Source organism: Nonomuraea sp. NPDC059194, assembly GCF_042754765.1.
Lineage (GTDB): Bacteria > Actinomycetota > Actinomycetes > Streptosporangiales > Streptosporangiaceae > Nonomuraea.
In genome coordinates, this window is the sequence record NZ_JBHZBH010000045.1 from 41435 (window position 1) to 63970 (window position 22536).

26 protein-coding genes are annotated in these 22536 nt (G+C 69.1%); 12 read left to right on the forward strand and 14 right to left on the reverse strand.

Going from position 1 to position 22536, the window contains the following annotated elements; genetic code table 11:
- The first annotated feature begins 73 nt into the window (after positions 1 to 73).
- Together ACFXJ8_RS36965 and ACFXJ8_RS36970 are read left to right on the forward strand one after the other, a co-directional pair.
- Entirely contained in the window at positions 74 to 688 is a 615-nt protein-coding gene (locus ACFXJ8_RS36965; protein WP_379649086.1) for a TetR/AcrR family transcriptional regulator, read from the forward strand.
- Positions 682 to 1443 (forward strand): alpha/beta fold hydrolase, encoded by a 762-nt coding sequence (locus ACFXJ8_RS36970; RefSeq protein WP_379649087.1) that lies wholly within the window; start codon positions 682 to 684, stop codon positions 1441 to 1443. Before ACFXJ8_RS36965 ends, ACFXJ8_RS36970 begins: the two co-directional genes overlap by 7 nt.
- 66 nt (positions 1444 to 1509) lie before the next feature.
- On the opposite strand, the gene ACFXJ8_RS36975 is transcribed toward ACFXJ8_RS36970, so the two are convergent.
- From ACFXJ8_RS36975 to ACFXJ8_RS36985, 3 genes are all read right to left on the reverse strand, one after another.
- Positions 1510 to 2274 carry an ABC transporter permease gene (locus tag ACFXJ8_RS36975; protein ID WP_379649089.1) on the reverse strand — a complete coding sequence of 255 codons (765 nt, stop codon included), beginning with the start codon at positions 2272 to 2274 and terminating at the stop codon, positions 1510 to 1512.
- A 90-nt stretch (positions 2275 to 2364) separates the two neighbouring features.
- Entirely contained in the window at positions 2365 to 3894 is a 1530-nt protein-coding gene (locus ACFXJ8_RS36980; protein ID WP_379649090.1) for an ABC transporter permease subunit, read from the reverse strand.
- Positions 3891 to 4808, reverse strand: a complete 918-nt coding sequence (locus ACFXJ8_RS36985) for an ATP-binding cassette domain-containing protein (protein WP_379649092.1) — start codon at positions 4806 to 4808, stop codon at positions 3891 to 3893. The genes ACFXJ8_RS36980 and ACFXJ8_RS36985 overlap by 4 nt, the downstream gene beginning before the upstream one ends.
- Positions 4809 to 4895: 87 nt before the next feature.
- On the opposite strand from ACFXJ8_RS36985, the gene ACFXJ8_RS36990 reads away from it, so the two are divergent.
- From ACFXJ8_RS36990 to ACFXJ8_RS37000, 3 genes are all read left to right on the forward strand, one after another.
- On the forward strand, positions 4896 to 6116 hold the full coding sequence (locus ACFXJ8_RS36990; protein WP_379649094.1) for a sensor histidine kinase: 1221 nt from the start codon (positions 4896 to 4898) through the stop codon (positions 6114 to 6116).
- Positions 6113 to 6793 (forward strand): response regulator transcription factor, encoded by a 681-nt coding sequence (locus ACFXJ8_RS36995; RefSeq protein WP_379649096.1) that lies wholly within the window; start codon positions 6113 to 6115, stop codon positions 6791 to 6793. The genes ACFXJ8_RS36990 and ACFXJ8_RS36995 overlap by 4 nt, the downstream gene beginning before the upstream one ends.
- Positions 6794 to 6857: 64 nt before the next feature.
- Complete coding sequence (locus tag ACFXJ8_RS37000) at positions 6858 to 7424, forward strand: HAD family hydrolase (RefSeq protein ID WP_379649098.1); 567 nt, start codon at positions 6858 to 6860, stop codon at positions 7422 to 7424.
- Positions 7425 to 7437: 13 nt separating this feature from the next.
- On the opposite strand, the gene ACFXJ8_RS37005 is transcribed toward ACFXJ8_RS37000, so the two are convergent.
- A complete protein-coding gene (locus ACFXJ8_RS37005) occupies positions 7438 to 8850 on the reverse strand; it encodes an FG-GAP-like repeat-containing protein (RefSeq protein WP_379649100.1) in 1413 nt (470 codons plus the stop codon).
- A gap of 66 nt (positions 8851 to 8916) precedes the next feature.
- Between ACFXJ8_RS37005 and ACFXJ8_RS37010 the strand changes: the two genes are divergently transcribed.
- A complete protein-coding gene (locus ACFXJ8_RS37010; protein WP_379649102.1) occupies positions 8917 to 10146 on the forward strand; it encodes a cytochrome P450 in 1230 nt (409 codons plus the stop codon).
- Here the strand turns inward: ACFXJ8_RS37010 and ACFXJ8_RS37015 are convergent.
- Genes ACFXJ8_RS37015 through ACFXJ8_RS37035 form a run of 5 tightly spaced genes read right to left on the reverse strand, consistent with a single transcriptional unit; the run spans position 10128 to position 14613 of the window.
- Positions 10128 to 11525 carry an MFS transporter gene (locus ACFXJ8_RS37015; protein ID WP_379649104.1) on the reverse strand — a complete coding sequence of 466 codons (1398 nt, stop codon included), beginning with the start codon at positions 11523 to 11525 and terminating at the stop codon, positions 10128 to 10130. The two genes, ACFXJ8_RS37010 and ACFXJ8_RS37015, sit on opposite strands and share 19 nt — an antisense overlap.
- Before the next feature lie 39 nt (positions 11526 to 11564).
- A complete protein-coding gene (locus tag ACFXJ8_RS37020) occupies positions 11565 to 12164 on the reverse strand; it encodes a TetR/AcrR family transcriptional regulator (RefSeq protein WP_379649106.1) in 600 nt (199 codons plus the stop codon).
- A gap of 9 nt (positions 12165 to 12173) precedes the next feature.
- A complete protein-coding gene (locus ACFXJ8_RS37025; RefSeq protein WP_379649107.1) occupies positions 12174 to 12812 on the reverse strand; it encodes a heme oxygenase (biliverdin-producing) in 639 nt (212 codons plus the stop codon).
- A 9-nt stretch (positions 12813 to 12821) separates the two neighbouring features.
- Positions 12822 to 13892 (reverse strand): acyltransferase, encoded by a 1071-nt coding sequence (locus tag ACFXJ8_RS37030; protein WP_379649109.1) that lies wholly within the window; start codon positions 13890 to 13892, stop codon positions 12822 to 12824.
- The gene (locus tag ACFXJ8_RS37035; RefSeq protein ID WP_379649111.1) at positions 13885 to 14613 is read right to left on the reverse strand and encodes an alpha/beta hydrolase; all 729 of its coding nucleotides are present in this window, start codon (positions 14611 to 14613) and stop codon (positions 13885 to 13887) included. Before ACFXJ8_RS37035 ends, ACFXJ8_RS37030 begins: the two co-directional genes overlap by 8 nt.
- A gap of 151 nt (positions 14614 to 14764) precedes the next feature.
- Here ACFXJ8_RS37035 and ACFXJ8_RS37040 point away from each other — a divergent pair, with 151 nt between their 5' ends.
- Positions 14765 to 14926, forward strand: coding sequence for a hypothetical protein (locus tag ACFXJ8_RS37040; RefSeq protein ID WP_379649113.1), 162 nt, complete (start codon positions 14765 to 14767; stop codon positions 14924 to 14926).
- On the opposite strand, the gene ACFXJ8_RS37045 is transcribed toward ACFXJ8_RS37040, so the two are convergent.
- On the reverse strand, positions 14927 to 15253 hold the full coding sequence (locus ACFXJ8_RS37045; RefSeq protein WP_379649114.1) for a hypothetical protein: 327 nt from the start codon (positions 15251 to 15253) through the stop codon (positions 14927 to 14929).
- 44 nt (positions 15254 to 15297) lie between these two features.
- On the opposite strand from ACFXJ8_RS37045, the gene ACFXJ8_RS37050 reads away from it, so the two are divergent.
- From ACFXJ8_RS37050 to ACFXJ8_RS37060, 3 genes are all read left to right on the forward strand, one after another.
- Positions 15298 to 16785 (forward strand): recombinase family protein, encoded by a 1488-nt coding sequence (locus tag ACFXJ8_RS37050; RefSeq protein WP_379649116.1) that lies wholly within the window; start codon positions 15298 to 15300, stop codon positions 16783 to 16785.
- Between the two features lie 429 nt (positions 16786 to 17214).
- Positions 17215 to 17490 (forward strand): hypothetical protein, encoded by a 276-nt coding sequence (locus ACFXJ8_RS37055; protein WP_379649117.1) that lies wholly within the window; start codon positions 17215 to 17217, stop codon positions 17488 to 17490.
- The gene (locus ACFXJ8_RS37060; RefSeq protein ID WP_379649119.1) at positions 17487 to 18890 is read left to right on the forward strand and encodes a replication initiator; all 1404 of its coding nucleotides are present in this window, start codon (positions 17487 to 17489) and stop codon (positions 18888 to 18890) included. The genes ACFXJ8_RS37055 and ACFXJ8_RS37060 overlap by 4 nt, the downstream gene beginning before the upstream one ends.
- Positions 18891 to 19330: 440 nt before the next feature.
- On the opposite strand, the gene ACFXJ8_RS37065 is transcribed toward ACFXJ8_RS37060, so the two are convergent.
- Together ACFXJ8_RS37065 and ACFXJ8_RS37070 are read right to left on the reverse strand one after the other, a co-directional pair.
- Positions 19331 to 19873, reverse strand: coding sequence for a hypothetical protein (locus ACFXJ8_RS37065; protein WP_379649120.1), 543 nt, complete (start codon positions 19871 to 19873; stop codon positions 19331 to 19333).
- Between the two features lie 317 nt (positions 19874 to 20190).
- The gene (locus ACFXJ8_RS37070; protein ID WP_379649121.1) at positions 20191 to 20472 is read right to left on the reverse strand and encodes a GntR family transcriptional regulator; all 282 of its coding nucleotides are present in this window, start codon (positions 20470 to 20472) and stop codon (positions 20191 to 20193) included.
- A 96-nt stretch (positions 20473 to 20568) separates the two neighbouring features.
- Here ACFXJ8_RS37070 and ACFXJ8_RS37075 point away from each other — a divergent pair, with 96 nt between their 5' ends.
- Positions 20569 to 20874, forward strand: coding sequence for a hypothetical protein (locus ACFXJ8_RS37075; protein WP_379649123.1), 306 nt, complete (start codon positions 20569 to 20571; stop codon positions 20872 to 20874).
- A 198-nt stretch (positions 20875 to 21072) separates the two neighbouring features.
- Here ACFXJ8_RS37075 and ACFXJ8_RS37080 read toward each other — a convergent pair whose 3' ends face one another.
- The gene (locus ACFXJ8_RS37080) at positions 21073 to 21357 is read right to left on the reverse strand and encodes a CPCC family cysteine-rich protein (protein WP_379649125.1); all 285 of its coding nucleotides are present in this window, start codon (positions 21355 to 21357) and stop codon (positions 21073 to 21075) included.
- A gap of 268 nt (positions 21358 to 21625) precedes the next feature.
- On the opposite strand from ACFXJ8_RS37080, the gene ACFXJ8_RS37085 reads away from it, so the two are divergent.
- Positions 21626 to 21997 (forward strand): phosphohydrolase, encoded by a 372-nt coding sequence (locus ACFXJ8_RS37085; protein ID WP_379649126.1) that lies wholly within the window; start codon positions 21626 to 21628, stop codon positions 21995 to 21997.
- Here the strand turns inward: ACFXJ8_RS37085 and ACFXJ8_RS37090 are convergent.
- Complete coding sequence (locus ACFXJ8_RS37090) at positions 21969 to 22454, reverse strand: SMI1/KNR4 family protein (protein ID WP_379649128.1); 486 nt, start codon at positions 22452 to 22454, stop codon at positions 21969 to 21971. The genes ACFXJ8_RS37085 and ACFXJ8_RS37090 overlap by 29 nt on opposite strands.
- Positions 22455 to 22536: the final 82 nt, after the last annotated feature.

The window sequence follows — 22536 nt, forward strand, 5'->3', positions numbered from 1 at the left end:
CGGGTCGTCGCGTCGACCCGAGTAGAGGGCTATGGTGTGAACAAAAAACCAATCTGTTCATATGGAGTTACCTATGCCACCGGCGTTCTCCGAGGAGGAGCGGTCACGGATCACCGAGCAGCTGATCGACACGGCCACCCGCCTCTTCTCCGCTCAGGGCCTGCGCAAGACGTCCTTGGAAGAGTTGACCGCGCCCGCGGGCATCGCCAAGTCATCGCTGTATGCGTTCTTCGACTCCAAGGAGGACCTGTACCTCGAGGCGATGCTGCGGCAGAACGAGCAGGTGCGACGGCGAGTGATCGACGAAGGGCTCAACCGCGGCACCGACACCCGCGACGCGCTGCGGCGCTTCCTGCGCGCCACCGTCGCCGAACTCGACGGCAACCCGCTCTACCGGCGGTTGATGTCCCACCCCCAGGAGATGGCAGCGGTCGCGGCCAAGCTCACCCCCGAGCGCATGGCCGCCGCCGAGCGCGGCCCGATGGCCGACCTGACCCGATTCCTCAGCACCCGCGTTCTCGGCACCCACGTTCTCGGCACCCACGGGGAAGGCGACCCCGAGGTCCTGCTCGGCGTGCTGCGCGCGGTCCTGCTGACCCCCCTGCACGCCGAGCACCTGGGCGCCGTCTACCCGGCCGTGATGGACCGCCTGATCGACGCGGTCACCGAAGGGATCACCTCATGCTGAACGGGCTGCCGTATCTGTCGGCCGGTGCGGGACCGGCTCTGATCGTCCTGCTCCACACCCCTCAGGCGGCCAGCCCGACCGGCCTGGCACGCTGGTCCACGATGCGGTTGGTGCGTCCCTTCACCAAGCACTTCACCGTCTACGTCGTCACCCGCCCACCCGGCCTGCCACCGGCCACGACGATGGCCGACCTCGCCGCCGTCCACGCGCAGGCGATCGCCGCCACCTTCGAGGGCCCGGTGAAGATGCTGGCCATCTCCACCGGCGGCGCCATCGCCCTCCAGCTCGCCGCCGACCATCCCGACCTGGTCGATCGCCTGGTTCTCGCCGGTACGGCCGGCACGCTGGGCCCGATCGGCAGGCGAGCCCAGCGCGCCTACATCAAACGCGCACGCCAAGGCAGACGACCGAGCCCCGCGCTGGCCGAGATCGTCACCGAATCGCCGATCGGCCGGCGACTACTCAAGGGCCTGCTGTGGCTATCGGATGGTGGCCACCAGGACTACACCGACGCCATCACCGTGCTCAACGCCGAGGACGGTTTCGACCTGCGTGGACGGCTCCACGACATCAAGGCTGCCACGTTGCTGATCCAGGGCGACAAGGACGTCGTCTACCCGCTGGAGCTGGCCCGGCAGACGGTCGAGGGCATCCCCGATGCCCGGCTTCTCGTCTACCCGGGCCGCAGCCATGATCGCACCTTCACCGACAGGCGCTTCGCCCCCGACGCCCTGGCCTTCCTGACCGGCAGGTGATGCCTCCGCCCGGTGGAGACCTCGCGGCGCCGTACCGCCGCCACCCGACGCCAGGATCCGCTGCCGTTATGCGTCGCGTGCCCGCAACAGCAGCCCGCCGCCCAGGAGAGCCGCGGTGGCCCATGCGGCGAGGACGCCCAGGCCGGCCCACGGGCTGAGGGGCAGGGCGGCGAGGTCGGTGGTGGCTTGGACGGCGAGCCCGGCGTTCATCGGGGAGAGCTGCCACAGGAGCCGCTGCCAGTCCTCGTCGGAGATCATCAGGATGAGCGCGGGAAAGAGGTAGAGCAGGCCGAGCACGACCCCGATGGCGGTGGCGGAGTCCCGTACGGCGGTGGCGACCCCCAGGCTGAACAGGGCGATCAGCGCCAGGTAGAGAACCGAGCCGACGGCGGCGCGCAGCATGGGGCCGCTGGTGAGGATCAGCATGTCGGCGGTGAACCCGTTGCCCAGCAGGATGCGCCGCGCGGCCAGCGCCGAGGCGAGCACGGCGACGCTCCCGACGATCAATGTCAGGCCGACCAGGATGATCGCCTTGGCGGCCAGGACACTGGTCCGGCGCGGCATGGCCGTCAGGGTGAGGCGGATCATGCCGGTGCCGTACTCGCCGCTGATCACCACAACGGCCAGGATGGCGACGACCGCCTGGCTCACCTGGACCCCGAAGAAACTGATCTTGGCGGGGTCGTAGCCGCAGCCTGCCGCGGCACAGGACACCACGGCGGAGGCCGCGACGCTGACGGCGACGGTCAGCACCACGATCGTGAGCAGCAGCCGGCCGGTGCCGGGCAGGGTGCGGAGTTTCGTCCACTCCGCATGCAGGTGCTCTCTCATGCGGCCCTCCCACGGTGGTGGGCGACGTGCGGGTGATGCTGTCTCATGCGGTCCTCCCGCGGTGCTGGCAGACGTGCGGGTGCTGGTTCCTCATGCGTCCCTCCGGCGGAGCTGGAAGGCGGCCAAGCCGAGGGCGAGCGCGGCATAGCCGGCCAGTACGGCCAGGCCGGCCCACGGCGGCAGCGGGTAGAAGCCGGCGATGGGCGCGTAGTGGCCGAGCACGTGCGCGTACTCCGGGATGCTCTGCTGGATGGCGAAGCCGGCCGCAGGGGTGACGCGCAGCAGCCACTGCCCGGCGCTGTCGGGCAGGACCGAGGTGGTCGCGAGGACATGCGGGACCACGATCATCACGATAGCGGTGATGACCGCTGCCACGCTGCGCCGCAGCAGCGTGCCGAGGGCGAGGGCGAGCACGGCGGCCAGCGCGAACAGCGCCGCCATGCCGACCATGATGCGCACCTCGGTGAGCGTGGACACCGGGAGGACGGCGTTGCCGTTGGCGCGCAGAATCCGCCCGCCCACCGTGAACGTGATCGCGGTGGCGGGCAGGGCGGCGGCGAAGGTGATCAGGCCGAGCGCCAGGGCCTTGGCCGCCAGGGCCCGGCCGCGACGCGGGCCGGCCAGCAGGCTGGTGCGGATCAGGCCGTGCCGGTACTCGGCGGTGATGAACATGACCGCCACCACGATCACCAGGATCAGCCCGGTCAGCGCGCTGCTGAGGGGGCGTTCGGCGGTCGGGCCCTCCACGGTCGGCGCGATGTCACCGACGCCGGTGACGGAGAAGGTGCCGCCGGACCGGCTGGCGCGGCCCGGGTGGTGCTCGGCCCCGTCAGGGCCCACAGTGACGCCGAGGTCGTCGTCGCGCCACGCGCCGGACGCGTTGCCATGCAGCTTGACCTGGTCGAACTCGCCGGTGGCTTCGGCGAAGCGGGCCGCCGTGATGGACCCGCCGAGATCTCCCTGGGTGACCGTCAGGTCGCCGGGGGAGGTGGCGAACAGCCCGATCTGGACGGTCTGCGGTAGTCCGGCGAGGCTTGCGGTGCCGACCTGGGTCCAGTTCGTGCCGTCGGCGGACTCGTACCCGGTGAGGGTGTCGCCGGAGCGGGTCAGCCGCAGCCAGCGCGGCGACTGCTTGGCGACGCCGCCCGGCCGACCGGCCACGTCGTGGGTGAAGTTGTGCTGCATCCGCACCCCGTGCTCGCCGGTCATCATCACCGCCGCATAGGCAGAGCCCTGCTTGGTGCTCTCCTTGATCATGATTCCGGCCTTCGCCCATGGCACGAGCCCGGGCACCTCGTTCCGCACCCCTGGCGTCACGTCGGGCTTACGGATCCTGCCGGTCAGGGAGGTGAGGCGGGCGGTGATGCTGCCGTCCCCGGCCAGCGGCCGGTGCACGAAGAAGAACTTGTCGTCCACCGCTTCGCCGTCCGGCCCGGTCAGCGGCGGTGGGCAGGCGACCTCGACCGGACCGGCGCTGCACGAGGCGTGGTTGCCGGACGCGGACAGCAGCCCGAGCAGCACGGTGACCAGCGCCGCCGCCAACATGCTGATCACCCAGCCGCGTACCGTCCTGAACTTGGTCAGCTCGGCGCGCAGCAGCCGCCCGAAACCCCCGCTCATCGCGCGGCTCCCCGGTATTCGACCGCGTCGCCGGTGAGGTCCAGGTAGGCCTGCTCCAGCGTCACCCGGTGCGTCGCCACTTCGGAGAACGGCACCGCGTTCGCGTTGAGGACGGCCACGACGCGCTCGGACGGCAGCCCTGAGACGACGACCGTGTCGCGATCGGTCACGGCCATGGTGGCGCCGGCAGAGCCCAGCACCGACATCGCCTCGGATCGCGCCGCCGTCCGCAGGGTGACCCGGCCGCGGGAGGCGGTCGTGATCAGGTCGGCCACGCTGGTGTCGGCGATGACCCGGCCCTTGCCCACCACCACGAGATGGTCGGCGGTGTCCTCGAGTTCGCTCATCAGATGGCTGGACACCAGCACGGCCCGCCCCTCGCCCGCCAGCGACCGCAGCAGGCCGCGCATCCACACGATGCCCTCCGGGTCCAGGCCGTTGACCGGCTCGTCCAGCATGAGCACGGGCGGGTCCCCGAGCAGCGCGGCCGCGATGCCGAGCCGCTGCCGCATGCCCAGCGAGAATCCACCCGCCCTGCGCCGGGCCACGGACCGCATCCCGACCAGGTGGAGCACCTCGTCCACCCGCCTGCCGTCCATGCCCTGGGAGTGGGCCAACCACATCAGGTGGTTACGTGCCGTACGACTCGGTTGCAGCGCGCCGGCGTCCAGCAGCGCGCCGACGTGGGTGAGCGGGTCGCGCAGGCTCGGGTACGGCTGCCCGCCGATCAGCGCGTGGCCCTCGTCGGCCGCGTCCAGGCCGAGGATCACCCGCATCGTCGTGGACTTGCCCGCCCCGTTGGGCCCCACGAACCCGGTGACCTTTCCTGGCAGCACGGTGAACGACATGCCGTCCAGCGCCGTGATCTGGCCGAACCGCTTGCGCAGCCCGTTGACTTCGATGGTTGCTCGCATGCGATCGGTTGTACGGACCCGGCCCTAACACGGGCCGAACGGAGGCTGTCACATCGTTGTTAGGTCCGGCACGGCATCCTGGAGCCCATGCGAAAGTGGCGACGCCCGGCGCGCACCGTACGACTGCGCTTCACCGTCCTGTACGGTGCCATGTTCCTGCTGTCCGGCGTCGGAATGCTGGTCATCACCAACCTCGTGGGCCTCGGAGGGACGCGGGTCAGCCAGTCCGCGCCCCCCGGGACCCTGGCGGCGGACCCGACCACGCTCGCCGCCGCCACCGATCGCATCGCATGGCTTCAGGCCCAGCTGGCGGACACGCACGCGGCGCAGTCGCGCCAACTGCTGATCGGCTCGGCGGTGGCACTCGCGATCATGGGTGTGATGTCGGTCGTGCTGGGCCGGGTCGTCGCGGGCCGGGTGCTGCGCCCGCTGCGGACGATCACCGCGGCCACCCGCCGGATCTCCGCCGACAACCTGCACGAGCGGCTGGCCGTGCAGGGCCCGGCCGACGAGGTCAAAGATCTCGCCGACACCATCGACGAGTTGCTGGAACGGCTGGAGAGCTCGTTCGCCGCGCAACGCCGGTTCGTGGCCAACGCCTCCCACGAGCTCCGCACTCCGCTGACCACCATGCGCGCGTCCCTGGACGTGGCCGTGGCCAAACCGGAGCCCGTACCACCGCAGACCGTCGCGCTCGCCGACCGGCTGCGCACCGAGCTCGACCAGGTCGACCGGCTCCTCGAAGGTTTCCTCATGCTCGCCCGCACCCAGCACGGCGCCCTGGCCGACCGCGCGACGCTCTCGCTCCGCGCTCTGGCGACCGCGGCCCTGGACGATCGGGCCGCCGGCATCACCGCCAAAAACCTCACCGTCCACTCCTGGCGCACCGCCGACTCCCCGGGCGACGCCGACTCCGGCACCGCTGACGACGGCGTGTGGACGCAGGGAAGCAGGGCGCTCCTCACCCGCATGATCGACAACGTGATCGACAACGCCATCACCCACAACCACCATGGCGGCTGGATCCGCCTCGCCATCACCGCCGACGCCACGACGGCTCGGCTCGTCGTCGAGACCGGCGGGCACGTTCTCGATCAGGAGCAGGTCGATCGGCTGGCCCAGCCCTTCCACCGACTTGGTGCCGACCGCACTCACTCCGGCACCGGGTCCGGGCTCGGCCTGTCGATCGTCGCGGCCGTCGCCGCCGCGCACGGCGGCCGCCTCGACCTGCGGGCCCGACCGGAAGGCGGCCTCCACGTCGCCATCTCGCTGCCCCTGGCGGCCGTACCGGCGGAGGCCGCGGCGTGAGAGTGCTCGTGGTCGAGGACGCCCGCGCCCTGGCCGCCGTACTCGTCGAAGGGTTGAGCGATCAGGGCATGGCCGTGGACGTAGCCCATGACGGCCTGGAGGCCGCCGCCAAGCTCGACCTCAACGCCTACGACGTGGTCGTCCTCGACCGCGACCTGCCGGGCATCCACGGCGACACGCTCTGCCAGATGATCACCGAACGCGACGACCGTGTCATGGTCCTGATGCTGACCGCCGCCGACTCGCCCGTCGACCGCGTGACCGGCCTGACCCTGGGGGCCGACGACTACCTGGCCAAGCCCTTCCACTTCCCCGAGCTGGTGCTGCGCATCCGCGCCCTGGCCCGCCGCCAGCCCTCCGCCCGGCCCCGCACGCTGCGCGCGGCGGGCATCGAGCTCGACCCGCTGCGCCGGATCGCCACCCGCGACGGCCGCCACCTGGATCTGTCGGTCAAGGAGTTCGCCCTGCTCGAAGCCCTCCTGCGCGCCGCCCCTGCCTTCCTCAGCGCCGAGGACCTGCTCGAACAGGTGTGGGACGAGCATGCCAACCCCCTGACCAACACCGTCACGGTCACCATCGGCCGGCTCCGCCGCAAACTCGGCGAGCCTCCGGCCATCACCACCACGCCCGGGGTGGGGTACCGGATCACGACCCCCGATCTGCGCGGAGAACCATGATCTGATCACTGGGCACGGGCGTGGGCCGCGCGTGGTCGAAGATCGTGGGTTAGCGTCAGTTGTCATGACCTGGGTGCTGTTCGACTACGGAAACGTTCTGTCCCTCCCACAGCCGAAGGCCGATGTCGAGACCATGGCGGCCGCCGCCGGAACCGACCTGGACTCCTTCGAGCACGGCTACTGGAAACACCGCCTGGAGTTCGACAAGGGCACGCTCACCCCGCGCGAGTACTGGTCGCTGGCGCTGGGCCGCGACGTCGGCGACGAAGAGGTCGCCAGGCTGGTCGAGCTCGACATCGCCAGCTGGACGCACCCCAACCGCGCCACGCTGGCCGTCATGGACCGGCTGCCGCGCGTCGCGCTGCTGTCCAACGCGCCCGACTGCATCGCCGAGGGGATCGACGGGCTGCCGTGGATGACCCCGGTTGAACCCCGCTTCTACAGCGGCAGGATGGGCCTGTCCAAGCCCGACCCCGAGATCTATCTCGCCGTCCTCGACGGGCTGGGCGCCGCGCCGGGCGAGGTGACGTTCGTCGACGACAGGCTGGTGAACGTCGAGGCCGCAGAGCGGGTCGGCCTCGTCGGCGTGCACTTCCGCGAGGCGGCCGACCTGGCGTACCTGGTGAACTGACCGACAAAGCCGGTCAGCCGAAGGCGTAGCCGTACAGGCCCGGCCCGCTGCCGAGCTTGCGGGCCTTGCCGGGCCGCAGCCCGGGGAACGGCCCCGGGCGGCGGGAGCCGGGCACGAAGGTGACCACGCCCACGCCGGGCGCCGCCACGACCAGCCCGTCGACGGGCCGGGCCGCCGACAGCGCCCGGTAGCGGCCGGTCGAGGGCAGCGCGGTCATGGCGGCGCCGAAGTCACGGCCCCTGCCCCTGATCAGCAGGTCGCCGTGCCTGGTCAGGCCGCCCCTCCTGGCACTGGCCAGCACCTGCACGGCGTTCTCGCCCGGCACGCCGACCGCCAGCTCGGCGTCGCCGTCGCCATTGAAGTCGCCCGCCGCCAGCGCCGCGCCGAACCTGTCGTAGTAGCGCGGGCTCCCCTTCAGCAGGCGTTGCGTCCACGCCTCCCACCGGCCGGTGCCGTAGCGGACGTGGACCATGCCGTCTCCGTAGTCCATGGCGCGCTGGTTGGCGCTCAGGCCCTCGCCCGGCACGCCGATCGCCAGGTCGTCGCGCCCGTCGGCGTCGAAGTCGGCGGCGGCCAGCGAGCCGCCGAAGGCGTCCCACTTCTCCGCGCCGCCCTTCACACCGGGCGAGGACTGGGTGTACTGGACGGCCCCGCGGCCGCGCGGGTTCACGACGGTCACCGAGCCCTGGCCGTCCAGGCGGACGGTGTCGGCGGGAGCGCCGATCGCGATCTCGTCCTTGCCGTCGCCGTCGAAGTCGCCGGTGGTCAGCGCCGCGCCGAACTGGTCGGTGACCAGGCTCCGCTGGCGCAGGCTCCGCTGCGTGATCCGGTACGGCTGGCGGCCCTCGAAGCCGTGGACGACGACCGCGCCGCCGGCGCCCATGGCGGGCGCCCCGATGACCAGCTCGTCGGAGTCGTCGCCGTCGAGGTCGCCGGCCGCCAGCGCCGCGCCGTACCGGTCGGAACCCCGCCCGGTGGCCGACAGCTGCCGTCCGGGGACGAGCCCGCGCGGCGAGCCGTGGAAGAGCTGGACGGCGCCGTTGCCGTCGGCGCCGGGGACGGGCGTGCCGAAGAACTCCTCCGAGACGCCGACCGCGAGATCGGCGCAACCGTCGCCGTCGAAGTCGCCGACCGCGAGGGCCGAGCCGAAGGAGTCGCCGAGCTCCGGGTCACCTGGCACGCCGGGCGTCGCCTGGGAGAGCCTCGCCTGCCGGCCCGAGCCGTACCTGATCGTGACCGCGCCCGCGCGGGAGCGTCCTTCCACGCTCTCGTACGGCGCCGCGATGGCCAGATCGGGCAGGCCGTCGCCGTCGAAGTCCGACGGGTGCGCGCCGCAGGAGGTCACCGAGGCGGCGGCCTCCGCGGGGCCATGAAGGAAGGGGAGAGTGAGGCAGGCGGCGAGCAGGACGGGGCGCGAGACGGTCATGCCCGGATGGTCCCCAGGCCCGCCGAACCTGGCCTGAACACCACGGGAACGTGCCAGGATAGGCGGGTGGACATCGACCTCGCGGACCTGGACTTCTGGCGCAAACCGCTCAAGGAGCGGCAGGAGGCGTTCGCCAGGCTCCGCCAGATGGAGCACCCGGTCTTCTTCCCGGAGAAGAAGGTGCCGCTGCTGCGTTCGGGCACCGGGTTCTACGCCCTCGTCAGGCACGCCGACGTCGTCGAGGCCAGCCGTAACGCCAAGGTCTTCTCCAGCGAGCCCGCCGTCACCAACCCCGAGCCGCCCGGCTGGGTCAAGCACGTGTTCGGCGAGTCGATGGTCAACATGGACGACCCCCGCCACGCCAGGCTCAGGCGCATCGTCTCGCGCGCCTTCAGTCCCAGGATGCTGCAGAACCTGCAGGCCGACATCGACCAGGCGTGCCAGCGGATCGTCGACGACGTGATCGCCAAGGGGTCCGGCGACTTCGTCACGCAGGTCGCCGCCCGCCTGCCCATCCACGTCATCTGCGACATGATGGGCATCCCCGAAGAGTTCAGGGCGAAGGTCCACGAGCACGTCGACGCCTCGACCGCCTACAGCGGCGTACGGCCGAGCGTGCTGCAGAGCGCCCGCCTGGCCGGCAAGAACGTGGTGGCGCTGCTGGCCCTGCAGCGCATGGTCATCCAGCTCGGCCACCAGCGCGTCGCCGACCCCGGCAAGGACCTGGTCTCGGCGCTGGTCACGGCCAACCCCGACGGGGAGAAGCTGACCGACAAGGAACTGGGCTCGTTCTTCGCGCTGCTGCTGGTGGCGGGCAACGAGACGGCGCGCAACACGATGGCCCACGGCATCAAGCTGCTCACCGACCACCCCGGCCAGCGCGAGCTGCTGATGAGCGACTTCGACCGGTACGTGGGCGGCGCGATCGAGGAGATGGTCAGGCACGTCTCGCCGATCATCCAGTTCCGCAGGACCGTGACGGAAGACTACGCACTGCGCGGTCTGGAGCTGAAGAAGGGCGACAGGGTCGTGCTGTTCTACGGCTCGGCCAACCGCGACGAGGAGGTCTTCCCCGACGCCGACGCCTTCGACATCACCCGCGACACCAAGCCGCACGTCGGCTTCGGCGGCCCTGGCCCGCACTTCTGCCTCGGGGCCAACCTGGCCAGGCAGGAGATGCGGACGATGTTCCGCGAGCTGCTGACCAGGCTGCCCGGCATCAGGTCGGTGGGCGAGCCCGAGCTGCTGGTATCCAACTTCGACAACAGCGTCAGGAGTCAGTCCTTCACGTTCTGAGGGCTCTGCGGGGCCAGCACGTTCGTCCTGATCGTGACGAAGGTGATCAGCGCGGCGACCGCCATCATGCCCGCGCTGATCAGCATCGCTCTGGTGAATCCGGCGGCGTAGCGCTCGGGGTCGCTGAGCGCGTCGCCCGCCAGGCCGACGAACGGCGGGACCGCCGCCACCGCCAGCAGGCTGCCGGTCCTGGCGACGGCGTTGTTGATGCCGCTGGCCGTACCCGCGTAGCGGTCGTCGGCCGTGGCCAGCACGGTCGCCGTCAGCGGCGCGACGGCCGCCGACAGCCCCAGGCCGAAGACCGAGACGGCGGGCAGCACGTGCAGCCAGTAGCTGGAGCCCGCGCCGATCGTCGCCATCAGCAGGAACCCGGCTCCCGCCACGAGGATGCCGATCGTCATCGGCAGCCGCGGACCGTACCTCCTGGCCACCTCGCCCGCGCGCGCCGACAGCAGCAGCATCAGGATCGTCACCGGCAGCAGCGCCGAGCCCGCGGCGACGGCGCCGAAGCCCGCGACCGTCATCAGCTGCAGCGTGAGCAGGAAGAAGACCACGCCCATCGCGGCGTACATGATCAGCGTGACCACGTTCACCGCGCTGAACACGGTGTTCCTGAACAGTCCCATCGGCACCAGCGCGTCAGGTGACCTGCGGATCTCCAGCGCCACGAACGCGACGCCCAGCACCAGGCCGCCCACCAGGGGCAGCGGCTGCCCGCTCTCGGTCAGCCCGTAGGTGATGCCGGCCAGCGCCAGCGCCGCCAGGACCGAGCCGGCCACGTCGAACCGGCCCGCGGCGCGCTCGTCCCTCGACTCGGGGACGTGCCTGAGCGTGATGAGGACGACGAGCGCGGCGAACGGCAGGTTGACCAGGAACGCCCAGCGCCAGCCCGCGTTCTCCACCAGCCAGCCGCCCAGCAGCGGGCCGATGGCGGCGGCCACGCCGCTCACTCCCGACCACGCGCCCACCGCCCTCGGCCGGTCCTCGCGGGCGAAGCTGGCCTGGATGATCGCCAGCGAGCCGGGCGTGAGCAGCGCGCCGCCGATGCCCTGCAGGGCGCGGGCCAGGATCAGCAGTTCGATGTTGGGTGCGAGCCCGCACAGCGCGGAGGCCAGCGCGAACCACACGGTGCCGATGAGGAAGATCTTGCGGCGGCCGTAGCGGTCGCCGAGCGAGCCGCCGAGCAGGATCAGGCCCGCCAGGGTGAGGGTGTAGGCGTTGATCGTCCACTGCAGGCCGGCCATGTCCGCCTTCAGCTCGGCCCGCAGCGCCGGCATGGCGACGTTGACGATCGTGCTGTCGAGCATGGCCAGGCCCGAGCCGAGCACGGTCGCTGCCAGGATCCACTTGCCCCGTGCGGAGGTGAGCTGGACGTCCATGACGACAATCTTGGCGCAGGCCCCCAGGGGGAGCTGTGATCAGGGGGTGCTGTTCAGCGCACGCAGGACGAAACCGGACACGATCTGCTCGGCCGCCTCCACGCTCACCCGGCCGCTGATCAGCGGCTCCCGCTCGGCGCCGATCACCGCGAGGATCATGCGGGCCGTCGCCGGCACGTCCTGCACCTGGAAGTCGCCGGAGGCCGCCCCGCTGTCGAGGATCTCCACCAGGATCCGCTGCATCGGCGCCACATGCTCGGCCAGCTGCTGGTAGGCGTCCGGGCCGAGGGTGGCGCTCAACCCGGCCGCCCCAGGGTGCGGGTGGGCGAGCAGCCCGGCCAGTTGCAGCCGCACGAACGCCCGCAACCGCTCGGCAGGGGTGGCGGAGGGCGGCAGCTCCCTGGCGTACGCCTCGATGAAGTAGTGGGTCACCCGCTCGGTGAAGGCCAGCAGCAGCGCGGCCTTGTCCGGGTAGTAGTTGTAGAGCACGGTGCGGGTGATGCCCGCCTCGTGCGCCACGTCCGTCATCGAGATCGCGTCGATGCCCTGGACCCGCGACAGCCGCGAGACCGCCTGCAGGATCCGATCCTGCGTCTGGGCACGGTGCTCGCCGATCGTGGCGGCGGAGATCCTGGGCATGAGCCCATGTTAGGCCGCGGGCCTGACCGCGTGCAGCAGCTCGGCCAGGACCTCGGTGTTCAGCTGGTAGGCCAGGCGCACCTCACGGATGATCCGCTGCTGCTCGGCCTCGTCGACGGTCAGGGCGTCGAGCCTGGCGCGGTAGTCGTTCTTGAAGCGGGGCAGCGAGCCGACCTCGTCGAAGATGTAGAAGTCGACGCCGCCGCCCTTGCCGTAGCCGTAGATCTTCTGCAGCTCCATCCTGATGAACTGGCCGCCGGACAGGTCGCCCATGTAACGCGTGTAATGGTGGGCGATGTAGCCGCCCGGCCAGTCGGCGACCTGCTCGATGCGGGCCACCAGGGTCCTGGTCGCCTTGGAGGGCTCGATCCGCTCGCGCCAGGCGGGGCCGTAGACGGTGGCCAGGTCGCGTTCGAGGGCCGCTTCCCGGTAGAGGGACGGGAAGACGAACCGCCCCGCCACCGGGTGGTCGGCCAGGCGCCTGGCCGCCCCGTCGAGGGCCAGGTAGGCGAAGTAGTGCTGGGCGACCATCTCGCCGTACTCTTCGGCGCTGAGCCGCCCAGCCATGAGTTCCTTGAGGTAGCTCTCGTCCTCGGCCGACTCGTGGTCGCCCCAGGTGGCGTTGCGCAGCGTCTCGGAGAAGGTCATGACACAGTGTCACCAAAATCGGCGGCCCACGTCAAGCCGATGACGACACCATGTCATTAAAGCCAGAACCAAGCCTACGACAGGCAGCCACGCCAGCCGTTCGAGCACCCACGCGGGTGTGTCAGGCCGGCCGTACAGGTCGAAGGCGAGCACGGTCAGCGCCAGCGCCGTCTGGTGCCACAGGAAGATCGACATGGCGCTCAGGTTGGCCAGCACCACCGGGGCCCACAGCCGCGGCCTGCGCATCAGCCTGCTGAGCGGTTCGTGGAGGAGCAGCGCGAGGCCCGCCTGCGCGAGGCCGAAGCACACCGCGGCCAGCGACGGCGGGCTGAGGTTGGAGACGGACTGGCCCGTGACGCCGACCATGGGCGCCGGGTAGCCGCCCCACACCACCAGCGCGAGGGCCGCCGCGCCACCGCCTGCCAGCAGCCAGGGTCCGTGCCTGCGCGGGCGCAGGTCGCCGCGCGCCCACAGGATGCCCAGCAGGTACGGCACCAGCCACGCCGCCACGAGGTTCACCCAGCCGAGCACGCCGGGAGCGCCGAGCCCGAACCGCAGTAGGTCCACGACCGCCACGACCCCGACCGCGACCACCACGGTTGTGAACCCCGCCTTGACCAGCCATGGGGTGAGCGCGGTCAGCGCCGCGAACACGCCGAGGAACCACAACGGGCCGAGCGCGGACTTGGCCAGCGCGTACACCGACGTGATCGGCTGGCCGTTCAGCACCGAGACCAGCGTGCCGACTGCCACCCACGCCAGCAGCAGCGGCACCACCGGCATCGCCAGGCGCACCAGCCGTTCGGCGACCCACGAGCGGTACGGCTCCCGCACCCCGCGCGCGGCCGCGTACCCGCCGACGAGGAAGAACACCGCCAGCAGCTGGAGCACCCACGAGACGGGCGCCAGCTGCGGCAGGTACGCCAGCGGCGAGGAGATGACCAGGTGCGGGTTCCGCTCCCACGCGCTGACCAGCCAGTGGCCCAGCACCACCCCCGCGATCGCCACCGCCCGCAGCGCGTCGACGCCCCTGTCGCGGCCCGCGGGAGTGGCGGCTTCGATCCTTTGCACGTCAAGCACCGCGCACCTCCTCGCCGCGGCCGAGCGCGATGAGGGCGAGGTTGCGCAGGGAGGCGGTGCCCGCGTCGAAGTAGTCGCTGTGCCCGCCCGGCCCGGTCGCGAAGATCCGGGCGCCGAACGCCGGGTCCATGGGATCCGTGCCGAACCCGACGGGGCCGATCTTCAGGTGGGGCACGTTCGAGATCCAGTCGCCCGCACCTCGTCCGGCCCACACGCGCGTCCCCACGGCGGCTGCCGTACGGGCGCCGCCCAGGCCGGGGCTGCCGAAGACGGCGAGGTCGGCGACGGGCAGTCCCGGTGCGGCACGGGCGCACACGACCGAGCCGTAGCTGTGGCACAGCAGCGCCACCGGCACCCCCGGCAGGCTCAGCACCCGCGCGCGCAACTCCCGCGCCCCGTCCGCCGCCGCCCCGTCGGTGAGGGCCGACGGGCTCCACGTGGGAGGACTGTCGTAGCCGAGCCACGCGACGACCGCCAGCCGCGTGCCAGGCTCGATCCTGCGCGCCTCGGCCAGCAGCGCCCTTGCCGCCCCTCCGGGCCGGTGGGTGCCGTTGTCGAAGGTGGCGGCGGTCGTGTCGGTGCCCGGCACGATGATCGCGATCCGGTCGGCGGTGGCGAGGTCGCCGTACACCTTGACGAGCCGGTCGCCGGGGGAGACGGGCACGGCGAAGGCGGCGACGCCGAGCAGCAGCGCCCCACCGGCGAGAAGTTTCCTGACCATGCGGCCGAAGGTAGGAATCGCGGCCGCTAACGGGCGTCGCCCCTCGGCGTGATCTTCACGGGTCCCTCTGAGGGGCTATCTACTCTGCATGTGATCTTGTAGCTCTTAAGCTGGACGGACCAGACAGGAGGTTCCCGTGGGCGGATGGCAGGTGATCGACATCGCCGAGTATCGCCGTCTCAAAGGCGACGCCCCGGACTTCGGGCGGTTCCTTCTCGCTGACCCGGACTGGGAGGAGGACATCGAGTTCCCGCGGAACCGGGACCTTCCTCGAGAGGTGGATTTCACAGACTTCGAGCCCGACGGCGCGTGATCAGGCTCGCGTGTAGCGGTGCTTGGCGCCTGGCGGGAAGTAGGCGGGGTCGCCCGTCTCGCGCAGGCGGACGACCGGCGGCTGCCTCTCGGGCGGGACATAGGCGGCGAACTCGCTGTTGAGACGGAGGAGCTGGGCGAGGATCGACTCCCCGACGGCCCGCGCCGCCGCGCCGGACGGATGCACCCCCGGCGCCAGCTCGACCGTCACGGTCAGCCGCCGGTCGCGCTCGGCGTCCTCGACCACCTCCATCACGAACTTGCCGGTCACCATCCCGCTCACCTCGGGCTGCTCCAAGCCGATGGCGATGTTCTCGGGGTAGAACATGAATTGACGCTGTCATTCCCTCCGGAGGGCTCATGATCCCGGTCATGTCGTACGCCCGCATCTCGATGGACGGCAAGAAAGACGAGCACGGAGTCCAGGACCAGCATGCCGTCAATCAGCAGACCGCCGCCCGGCACGGCTGGATCGTCGTGCACGAGTTCACCGACAACGACAAGTCGGCGGCGAAGGCGCACGTCGTCCGAGACGGCTTCGAGGCGATGGTGAAGGCCCTGCGCGCTGGAAAGCTCGACGACGGCACGCCGGTTCAGGGCGTGGTGGTCGTGGCCGATGACCGTCTTGCCCGGCGGCCTGGTGACTACGAGCGGTTCGTGGAGGCGTTCACCAAGCGCGACGGCCTGGTCTTCGCCGACTCCAGGCAGGTGAAGAACCTCTACAGCGAGGACACCGAGAGCATGGGCCTGTTCGGTGTGGTGATCTCCAAGATGGAGGTCCGCAAGATGCAGCGCCGGATGCGCCGCTCCCACCGGGCGCGGGCCGAGAGCGGTACGCCGGTTGGCGGGCATCGTCCGTTCGGTTGGCAGGACGACCGGTTGACCCTCGACCCGGTGGAAGCGCCGTTGGTTCGCCAAGCCGCCCGTGACTTCATCGCAGGGCGCTCGCTGCACTCGATCGTCAGGGCCTGGCAGGCGGACGGTGTGAAGACGGCACGGGGGAAGGGCTGGCAGAGCGTCACCCTCCGAGCGCTGCTGTCCTCTCCCCGACTGTGCGGGTGGCGTCGCCTGGACGGCGAGATCGTCCGGGACGCCGAAGGTAACCCGATCGTCGGCAAGTGGGAAACGATCCTCACTCCTGAGGAATGGCTTGCCGTTCAAGCCATCATCGACCGTCGGAGGGGCGGGCTCATTCACAACGACGGAACCGTGGCGAGGGCCATCTCTCCGCAGGAAAGAGAACGTCAGTATCTCCTGTCCGGCATTCTCCGCTGCGGACGCCCTACCGCGGACGGGGGAATCTGCAATAAGCCCCTCCGCGTCAATCGTCGCCAGGGAATCGAGCACCACAGTTATTCCTGTCCGTCGAAGGCAGCGGGCGGTTGTGGCGGCATCTCGCGACGCGGTGACGTGGTCGACTTCTTCATCTCCGAACTGGTGATGACCAAGATGGAGGAAGCCACCTTTGCCGCGTCGGAGGGGAACTCCGAATGGACGGGGGAGGAGGAGCTTGCGACCGCCGTACAACAGCTCAACGAGCTGACCCGCCGATGGAGGACCAAGGAGATCAGCGGAGAGCTGTACTTCCGGGTGGCCCCGGAGCTGGAGGCGACCATGGCGCGCCTGCGGGCGGAGAAGGCCAAGCGGACCGCCTCGGTGGAGGTACGGCAGGCGCGAGCGGCCCTGAGCATGAGCGAGATCCGGCGACGCTGGTACCTCCCGGAGGAGGACGGCGGGCTACCGCTGTCCAGCAAGCGCGCTCACATCACGGACGCCCTGCACGCCGTCATCGTCCATCCGAGAGGCGGCGGGCGCGCTCCCTTCAACCCGGACCTTCTCGAACCGATCTGGCGTGAGTGACGTCTCAGGACGTCCTCGATGATCAAGGGAGCTGTTCGCCTAACCCAGGGGCGACAGCTCTCTTACTTCTTGAGTCTGGTGATCAGATGCAGCGATATGCAGCGGGACGCCATGGGACGCAGCGGTATGTCATTGGACGTCCTGGGACGACTAAGGGGACGGGATCCGCCTAATTCACGCTCGCATAGATTCGCGTGCGCGGTGGTACAAATGGAGATACCAAAGCTCCCGTCATTCCGGGAAGGCAGCGAGAAACCAGCCGCGACAGAAACGAGCGTAGAAAGCCACCGGGCACAACCAACGAAAGCCGTTCCGCTGGAGGGACCCGGCCAGCGGTAGGCCAGCAGTACCGGCATCGCTCACTGGTGAAGAGTCGCGCAACCCTTAACACTCCAAACTCTCGCTGAAAGGCCACCGTTCTCGACAGACATGCGATTCGCATGCCTGGTGATGATGCACGCCTTCTTTCTGGACATGGCGGCGGCTCCCTACGAGGAAAGGAGTTGTTTGGTTCCCGAAGGAATGGGGCCATATGTCGCGCTCGCCGAGGAGTGGTGCGAGCGCATGATCGCCAACTCGCCCCGGTGGTCCGCTGATCGATGGCGACGCATCGCCGCCATCCACGGCATCGAGCTCGTCGAGGAGGCGGCTCCTGCCACCGCAACACGACGCAGGGAGAACGACAAGAGGGAGGAAGCCGCGTGAGAGAGGTTCCGTCCTTTTCCGCAGACGTGCTCGCCGCTATGGAGCGTGCGGCCATGCCGGACTTCGGACGGTGGCGACGCATGGTGTACGCCACTGGCGGTTGCGCTCAGCCCGTCCGGCTCCACGGTGAACGGATCACCGTGGACGCCGGAACGGGTGAGGTCCTGGACGTCTACCGGACCGCCGACGAACCGACCGGCTTCCTGCTGACCGCGTGCGGCAACCGGCGCGCGTCACGCTGCCCTGCCTGCTCGGCCACCTACAAGGACGATACTTATCACCTGATCATCTCGGGCTTGCGTGGCGGCAAGGGCGTCCCCGAGGACGTCAGCACTCATCCTCGCGTGTTCGCCACCTTCACCGCACCGTCGTTCGGTCCGGTCCACGCTCACCGGGAGAAGGACGGAAAGACCCTGCCATGCCGCCCCCGGCGCGACTTCCCCATCTGCGAGCACGGACGGCCCGAAGGCTGCGGCGCTCGCCATGAGCGTGATGATCTTCAGGTCGGGCAACCGCTCTGCGTGAGTTGCTATGACTACGAGGGCGCAGTGCTGTGGAACGCTCATGCCGGTCGGCTCTGGCGGGAGTTCACCAAGACCGTCCCGTCCGTCTTCGCGCGGCTGCTGGGCGTCAGCCGTACTGACCTGCGCAGCGTGCTGCGGGTGTCCTATGCCAAGGTCGCCGAGTATCAGGCACGGGGTCTGGTCCACTTCCACGCAGTGATCCGCCTCGACGGCCCGGACGGACCGGCTGACCGCCCGCCGGCCTGGGCAACCGTTCCGCTGCTGGACAAGGCAATCCGCCAGACGGCTCGCCAGGTCGCCATTCCCATGCAAGGGGAGCGCCCGATCTTGCTGCGATGGGGCGAACAGATCGACGTGCGACCGGTCTACGTGTCCACCGATCTCGACGGCATGAGTGATCGACGCGTGGCCTCCTACGTCGCCAAGTACGCCACCAAGGGCGCGGAGTCGGCAGGAACCGTCGACCGCCCTGTCCGCCACATGTGGGAAGTCCGGAACCTGGACGTCACCGAACACGCCCGGCGCATGATCTACACGTGCCTTCTCCTCAATGACCTTCCGGAGTACCGGGACCTTCCTCTCCGGCAGTGGGCTCACATGCTGGGCTACCGCGGCCACTTCTCGACCAAGAGCCGTCACTACTCGACAACCCTGGGAGCGCTGCGCCAGACGCGTGCCGACTACCGTGCCGCTCAGGCCCGGATGTTGCTGGGTCTGCCTGACCCTGGCCAGGGCAGCACGCTCACGGTGTCCGAGTGGACATACGGCGGCAGCGGCCATCGGAACGGAGAATCGTTCTGGGCTGAACTCGCCAGGCAGGACATCGCTGCGACTCGACGGCTCACTCGCGAACGCGAAAGGGAAGACCTCAACTGATGGGGTTGCATCCCAGGCAACCCAGGAGGGCGGGATCATGGCGTATGCCCGCTCCCACCTGGGCGCACAGTCCACAGAGATCCATGGTCGTCTAGCCAAGTCCGAGGCGATTGTCACTCAGTTCGTCACTCGGCTGAGCGCCTTCGGTCGTTGCCGTCGCCGTTGAGGACTTGGGTCATCCACTCCAGAGAACCTGTGGTCAGGACCTCGTCGGCGATGCGCTTGGCGGCGGGCGCCTTGAGGGTGGCAAGGGGGCTGTCGATCCATAGCTGTACGTTCTGGCGCCCCCGCTCGCGGCAACCCCTGGCAGGAGAACGACCTCGTCTTCGCCAACAAGCATGGCCCCGACGAACTCATCCGCAAGTCCGTAAGGCCGAGCACCCCGACCCAGGCGACCAACGCTGGCCACGAGGCGACATCGTCGACGACGCCACAGCGCTCTACTCGATCCACCACCAGCCGTTGCCGAGATCATGCGTCGGACCGCCGATGTCACCCAATGCGGTCTGAATCAACGTTCGAGGATTCGCCTCACTTGGCAGATAGGCGAATCCCTCGCCGCTTTCGCTGCGCCACAAATCGACGAACACGGGAAAGTAGAGGCCGTTCGGCTGCGCTTCCACCTTCCCGTCTACGGCGAGATACTGCATCCACGACGGGACCACGAGCGGCTTGCCGCTCTTGTAGTTGGCGGCAAGCTCGGCAAAACACCCTTGGCGTATCCACAGCACGCTCTTCACGTGGGCAAGCGGCCAATCAGTTGTCCACAGGATGCCCCCGATGGTTACCGCGATCACCAGCCCGGCGGCGGCTCTGCCGTAGGACTTGATCGAGAGATACGACATCACGGCCGCGAACGACCACAGACCGGCCCACAACCAGCCAACTGCGATAGCGAGCCAGGTGAACAACCAGATCGTGTGGAAGATCGGTATGAACAGGTAGTAGATGGCGCCCAACACGATCCAGCCGCTGAGGGCCATCAGGAGGGGCACCCTCGACCAACGGGAAGCCTTCTCTTTGAAAGGGTGCGACACGAGATGAAGTGTCCTGGCTGACGGGCGGTCGCACCACACGTGAAGTGATACCTTCACGCTATTTGCACCGTTTCAGCACATCTCCACGAGTGCTTCTCAGTATGACTTCGAGGGCTACAAGGACATGAACCTCTCGGATCTCTTCCTATCAGGAGAGCCGGGAGGGTGCGGGATCACCACTTATACCCGGTCTTACCTGCGCTTTCCGTCCTCCGAGATTCACCAGCGTCCGGCAGAGTCCGGGGCCGTTGTCACGCAGTTGGTCACGCAGAATCCGCGCTCTTGGCGTGGTCCGCCTCGATCTCTCGACGCTCTTCAGGGGTGGTCACGAAGCTGCCCATGCCAGGCTCCGTGCGGATCAACCCGTCTGTCCGGAGCGCGCGCATCACCTTCTGTCCGGTGGCGTTGGCGATGCCGAACTCCTCGATGAGATCGACAAGGGAAGGGATACGCTCACCCGCCTTGTACTCACCCGTACGGATGCGCTCGGCGAGAATCGCGTGCACCTGTCGCCACCTGGGCTGGTTCGCCTTCAGCTCCACCACGGTGATCACGTTAGGGAGCTGTCGCGCGCCATGGCGATGGATAGCGCGCTAGGTACGCTATAGCGCGCTATAGCTTGGATGGCCTATGGTGAGGCCATGGCCGAGCGCAGCGCAGACAACCTGCTCGACCAGTGCATCAGTCCGCATGTGGCCATGGCCCAACGGGATCATGTGCGCCTGGACTGGCAACCGCCGTACGAGACGCCCGCACGCGTGCGGCCAGTGGCTTGGACCTGTACGTGCCGGGCGACTTTCTACGAGCTGTGCGAGGGCGGGGGACAGGCGTTCATCCGCCGCACCGTCCAACTCGACGACAAGCCGGAGATCTCCGAGACCTACCGCTGGTTGATCGCCGAGGCTCGGCATGTCTGGACGGCTCTGCTGGCTGGCCGGGTCCGATAGACGGGCGTGGCGGCGTGGGATCTGGAGGGACGGTGCCGCCACGCCTGCCCCTGAACTTCTGTTTACAAGCAAAATCGGAGATGTCCACAGGCGTCCATTGGTGACATGAGCACCTGTTCAGAGGGGGTGTTCGGCATCGGGTGCTGCACGCCTATCTATGGTCGTCCAGGCCTGTCGTTAGCAACGGTGTTAGCAAGATCACCTGTTGGGATGCTCGTCAGGGCGAGGAGGACGGACGTGGGGTAGGTCCTGTCTGCGACTCGCGCCGAACTCCGCGAAGTTTCGCCGTCCTTGCGTAAGGCTCAGCTCGTAGTTCGGTCCCCCGCGAACTTCGTTGGCATCGTGGTCGTCCTGTCCATCGTCCTCCCAGAAGCAGACCGGACAGATCTCGTACCCGCCTCGTGTCGCAAGGGTGAGGAAACCGCAACAAGGACACGGATACGGCTCGTCTCTCCCGGATCGATGAACGCTTACGAACCCCATCCGGACACCGTAACGTCAGCCTGAAGGCGCCGCCGACTGCTGTATCTCCCACGGAGCGAGGCTGATCACGCGTCAGCGTCAGGCGCCGGTCGGTGCGGGTGACGTACGACTCGCCGGGGAGAAGCGACCGCCCAGAGGCCGTGGTCGCGGGCGTCACCTTCTTCTCGGGCAGGCGCGGGAATGCGGAGGATCGTGGTCGAAGGCCGGCGCTACTCTCCTGGGAAAGACCGTTCGTCGATGGCGCTGATCGCGATACCAGCTTCATCGAGTGTCTGCTCGATGCGACAGTGCGCGCTACCTGCGCGACGTGGCCAAGGCCGATGACACCCTGTGCCGCCTGGTCACGCACCACTCCTGCGCGGTCAATGAGGCGCTCAACCGCAACCTCTTCGACGCCTTCACCGCCGAGTTCGACGAGGAACGCCCGGAGCGGGTCAACGCGCTGACGTACTGCGATATGACCACCGGCCCCGACGATACCCACCTCGACGTCTCCGAGCGCCTCGCCGAGATCCACTCACGCTACGGCCCCGAGCATCTCGTCTCCCCCTCGATCACCGCGTCAACGCCGTGCATCCTGGCCGCCGTCAAGGCGGTGGAGTCCGCGATGATCAGCTCGCATCGGGTTGGAAGTCCTTAAATCTGTCCATGTCACTAGCCACGAGGTCGAAGAAGCTGCGATAGCGCTCGACTCCCGGCAGCCACGCGGCCGCGAAGCACGCTTCCCATTCTCCCGCCGGGCTGATGACGTGCGGGTTGAGGAAGAAGTCGCCGTCGTCGAACTGTCCGATCAGGATGGAATCGGGGAGGTATTCGGGGCGGTAGAACACGGAATCCTGGTCATCGCCGTAGACGAAGTAGTCCTCATCCGATGCGCTGTCGATCGGGTAGAGGGGATTGGGGTCCGCCAGTTCGGCCAGCCATGGGGCGAGGGCTCGCACCCGCCCAATCTCGTGGACGGGCCGGAAGATGCCCTGCCCCCACCCGTTCGCGATGCGGAGGAAGGCGCGATAACTCGGCGGGAGGCGTATCCCGAGACGTTCCTCCTGCTCGGCGATGTCGGCCTCGCTTGCGCCTATCGCCGGGTTAGCGTCCACGAGGGTGGTGTACGGGTTTGAACCCAATCATCACCTTGATGCCCGATAGGGAAGATCGATGTGACATGAGGGCGGCCACTCC

Excerpts from the sequence above, each read along its gene's own strand:
- ACFXJ8_RS36990 (WP_379649094.1), top strand. The coding sequence starts at position 4,896 with ATGCGAAAGTGGCGACGCCCGGCGCGCACCGTACGACTGCGCTTCACC.
- ACFXJ8_RS37050 (WP_379649116.1), top strand. The coding sequence starts at position 15,298 with ATGTCGTACGCCCGCATCTCGATGGACGGCAAGAAAGACGAGCACGGA.
- ACFXJ8_RS37045 (WP_379649114.1), bottom strand. The coding sequence starts at position 15,253 with ATGTTCTACCCCGAGAACATCGCCATCGGCTTGGAGCAGCCCGAGGTG.
- ACFXJ8_RS36975 (WP_379649089.1), bottom strand. The coding sequence starts at position 2,274 with ATGAGAGAGCACCTGCATGCGGAGTGGACGAAACTCCGCACCCTGCCC.
- ACFXJ8_RS37065 (WP_379649120.1), bottom strand. The coding sequence starts at position 19,873 with ATGGCCCTCAGCGGCTGGATCGTGTTGGGCGCCATCTACTACCTGTTC.
- ACFXJ8_RS37080 (WP_379649125.1), bottom strand. The coding sequence starts at position 21,357 with ATGGGGTTCGTAAGCGTTCATCGATCCGGGAGAGACGAGCCGTATCCG.
- ACFXJ8_RS37005 (WP_379649100.1), bottom strand. The coding sequence starts at position 8,850 with ATGACCGTCTCGCGCCCCGTCCTGCTCGCCGCCTGCCTCACTCTCCCC.
- ACFXJ8_RS37035 (WP_379649111.1), bottom strand. The coding sequence starts at position 14,613 with ATGGTCAGGAAACTTCTCGCCGGTGGGGCGCTGCTGCTCGGCGTCGCC.
- ACFXJ8_RS36985 (WP_379649092.1), bottom strand. The coding sequence starts at position 4,808 with ATGCGAGCAACCATCGAAGTCAACGGGCTGCGCAAGCGGTTCGGCCAG.
- ACFXJ8_RS36970 (WP_379649087.1), top strand. The coding sequence starts at position 682 with ATGCTGAACGGGCTGCCGTATCTGTCGGCCGGTGCGGGACCGGCTCTG.
- ACFXJ8_RS37025 (WP_379649107.1), bottom strand. The coding sequence starts at position 12,812 with ATGACCTTCTCCGAGACGCTGCGCAACGCCACCTGGGGCGACCACGAG.
- ACFXJ8_RS37075 (WP_379649123.1), top strand. The coding sequence starts at position 20,569 with ATGGCCGAGCGCAGCGCAGACAACCTGCTCGACCAGTGCATCAGTCCG.
- ACFXJ8_RS37000 (WP_379649098.1), top strand. The coding sequence starts at position 6,858 with ATGACCTGGGTGCTGTTCGACTACGGAAACGTTCTGTCCCTCCCACAG.
- ACFXJ8_RS37055 (WP_379649117.1), top strand. The coding sequence starts at position 17,215 with ATGCGATTCGCATGCCTGGTGATGATGCACGCCTTCTTTCTGGACATG.
- ACFXJ8_RS37015 (WP_379649104.1), bottom strand. The coding sequence starts at position 11,525 with ATGGACGTCCAGCTCACCTCCGCACGGGGCAAGTGGATCCTGGCAGCG.
- ACFXJ8_RS36980 (WP_379649090.1), bottom strand. The coding sequence starts at position 3,894 with ATGAGCGGGGGTTTCGGGCGGCTGCTGCGCGCCGAGCTGACCAAGTTC.
- ACFXJ8_RS37020 (WP_379649106.1), bottom strand. The coding sequence starts at position 12,164 with ATGCCCAGGATCTCCGCCGCCACGATCGGCGAGCACCGTGCCCAGACG.
- ACFXJ8_RS36965 (WP_379649086.1), top strand. The coding sequence starts at position 74 with ATGCCACCGGCGTTCTCCGAGGAGGAGCGGTCACGGATCACCGAGCAG.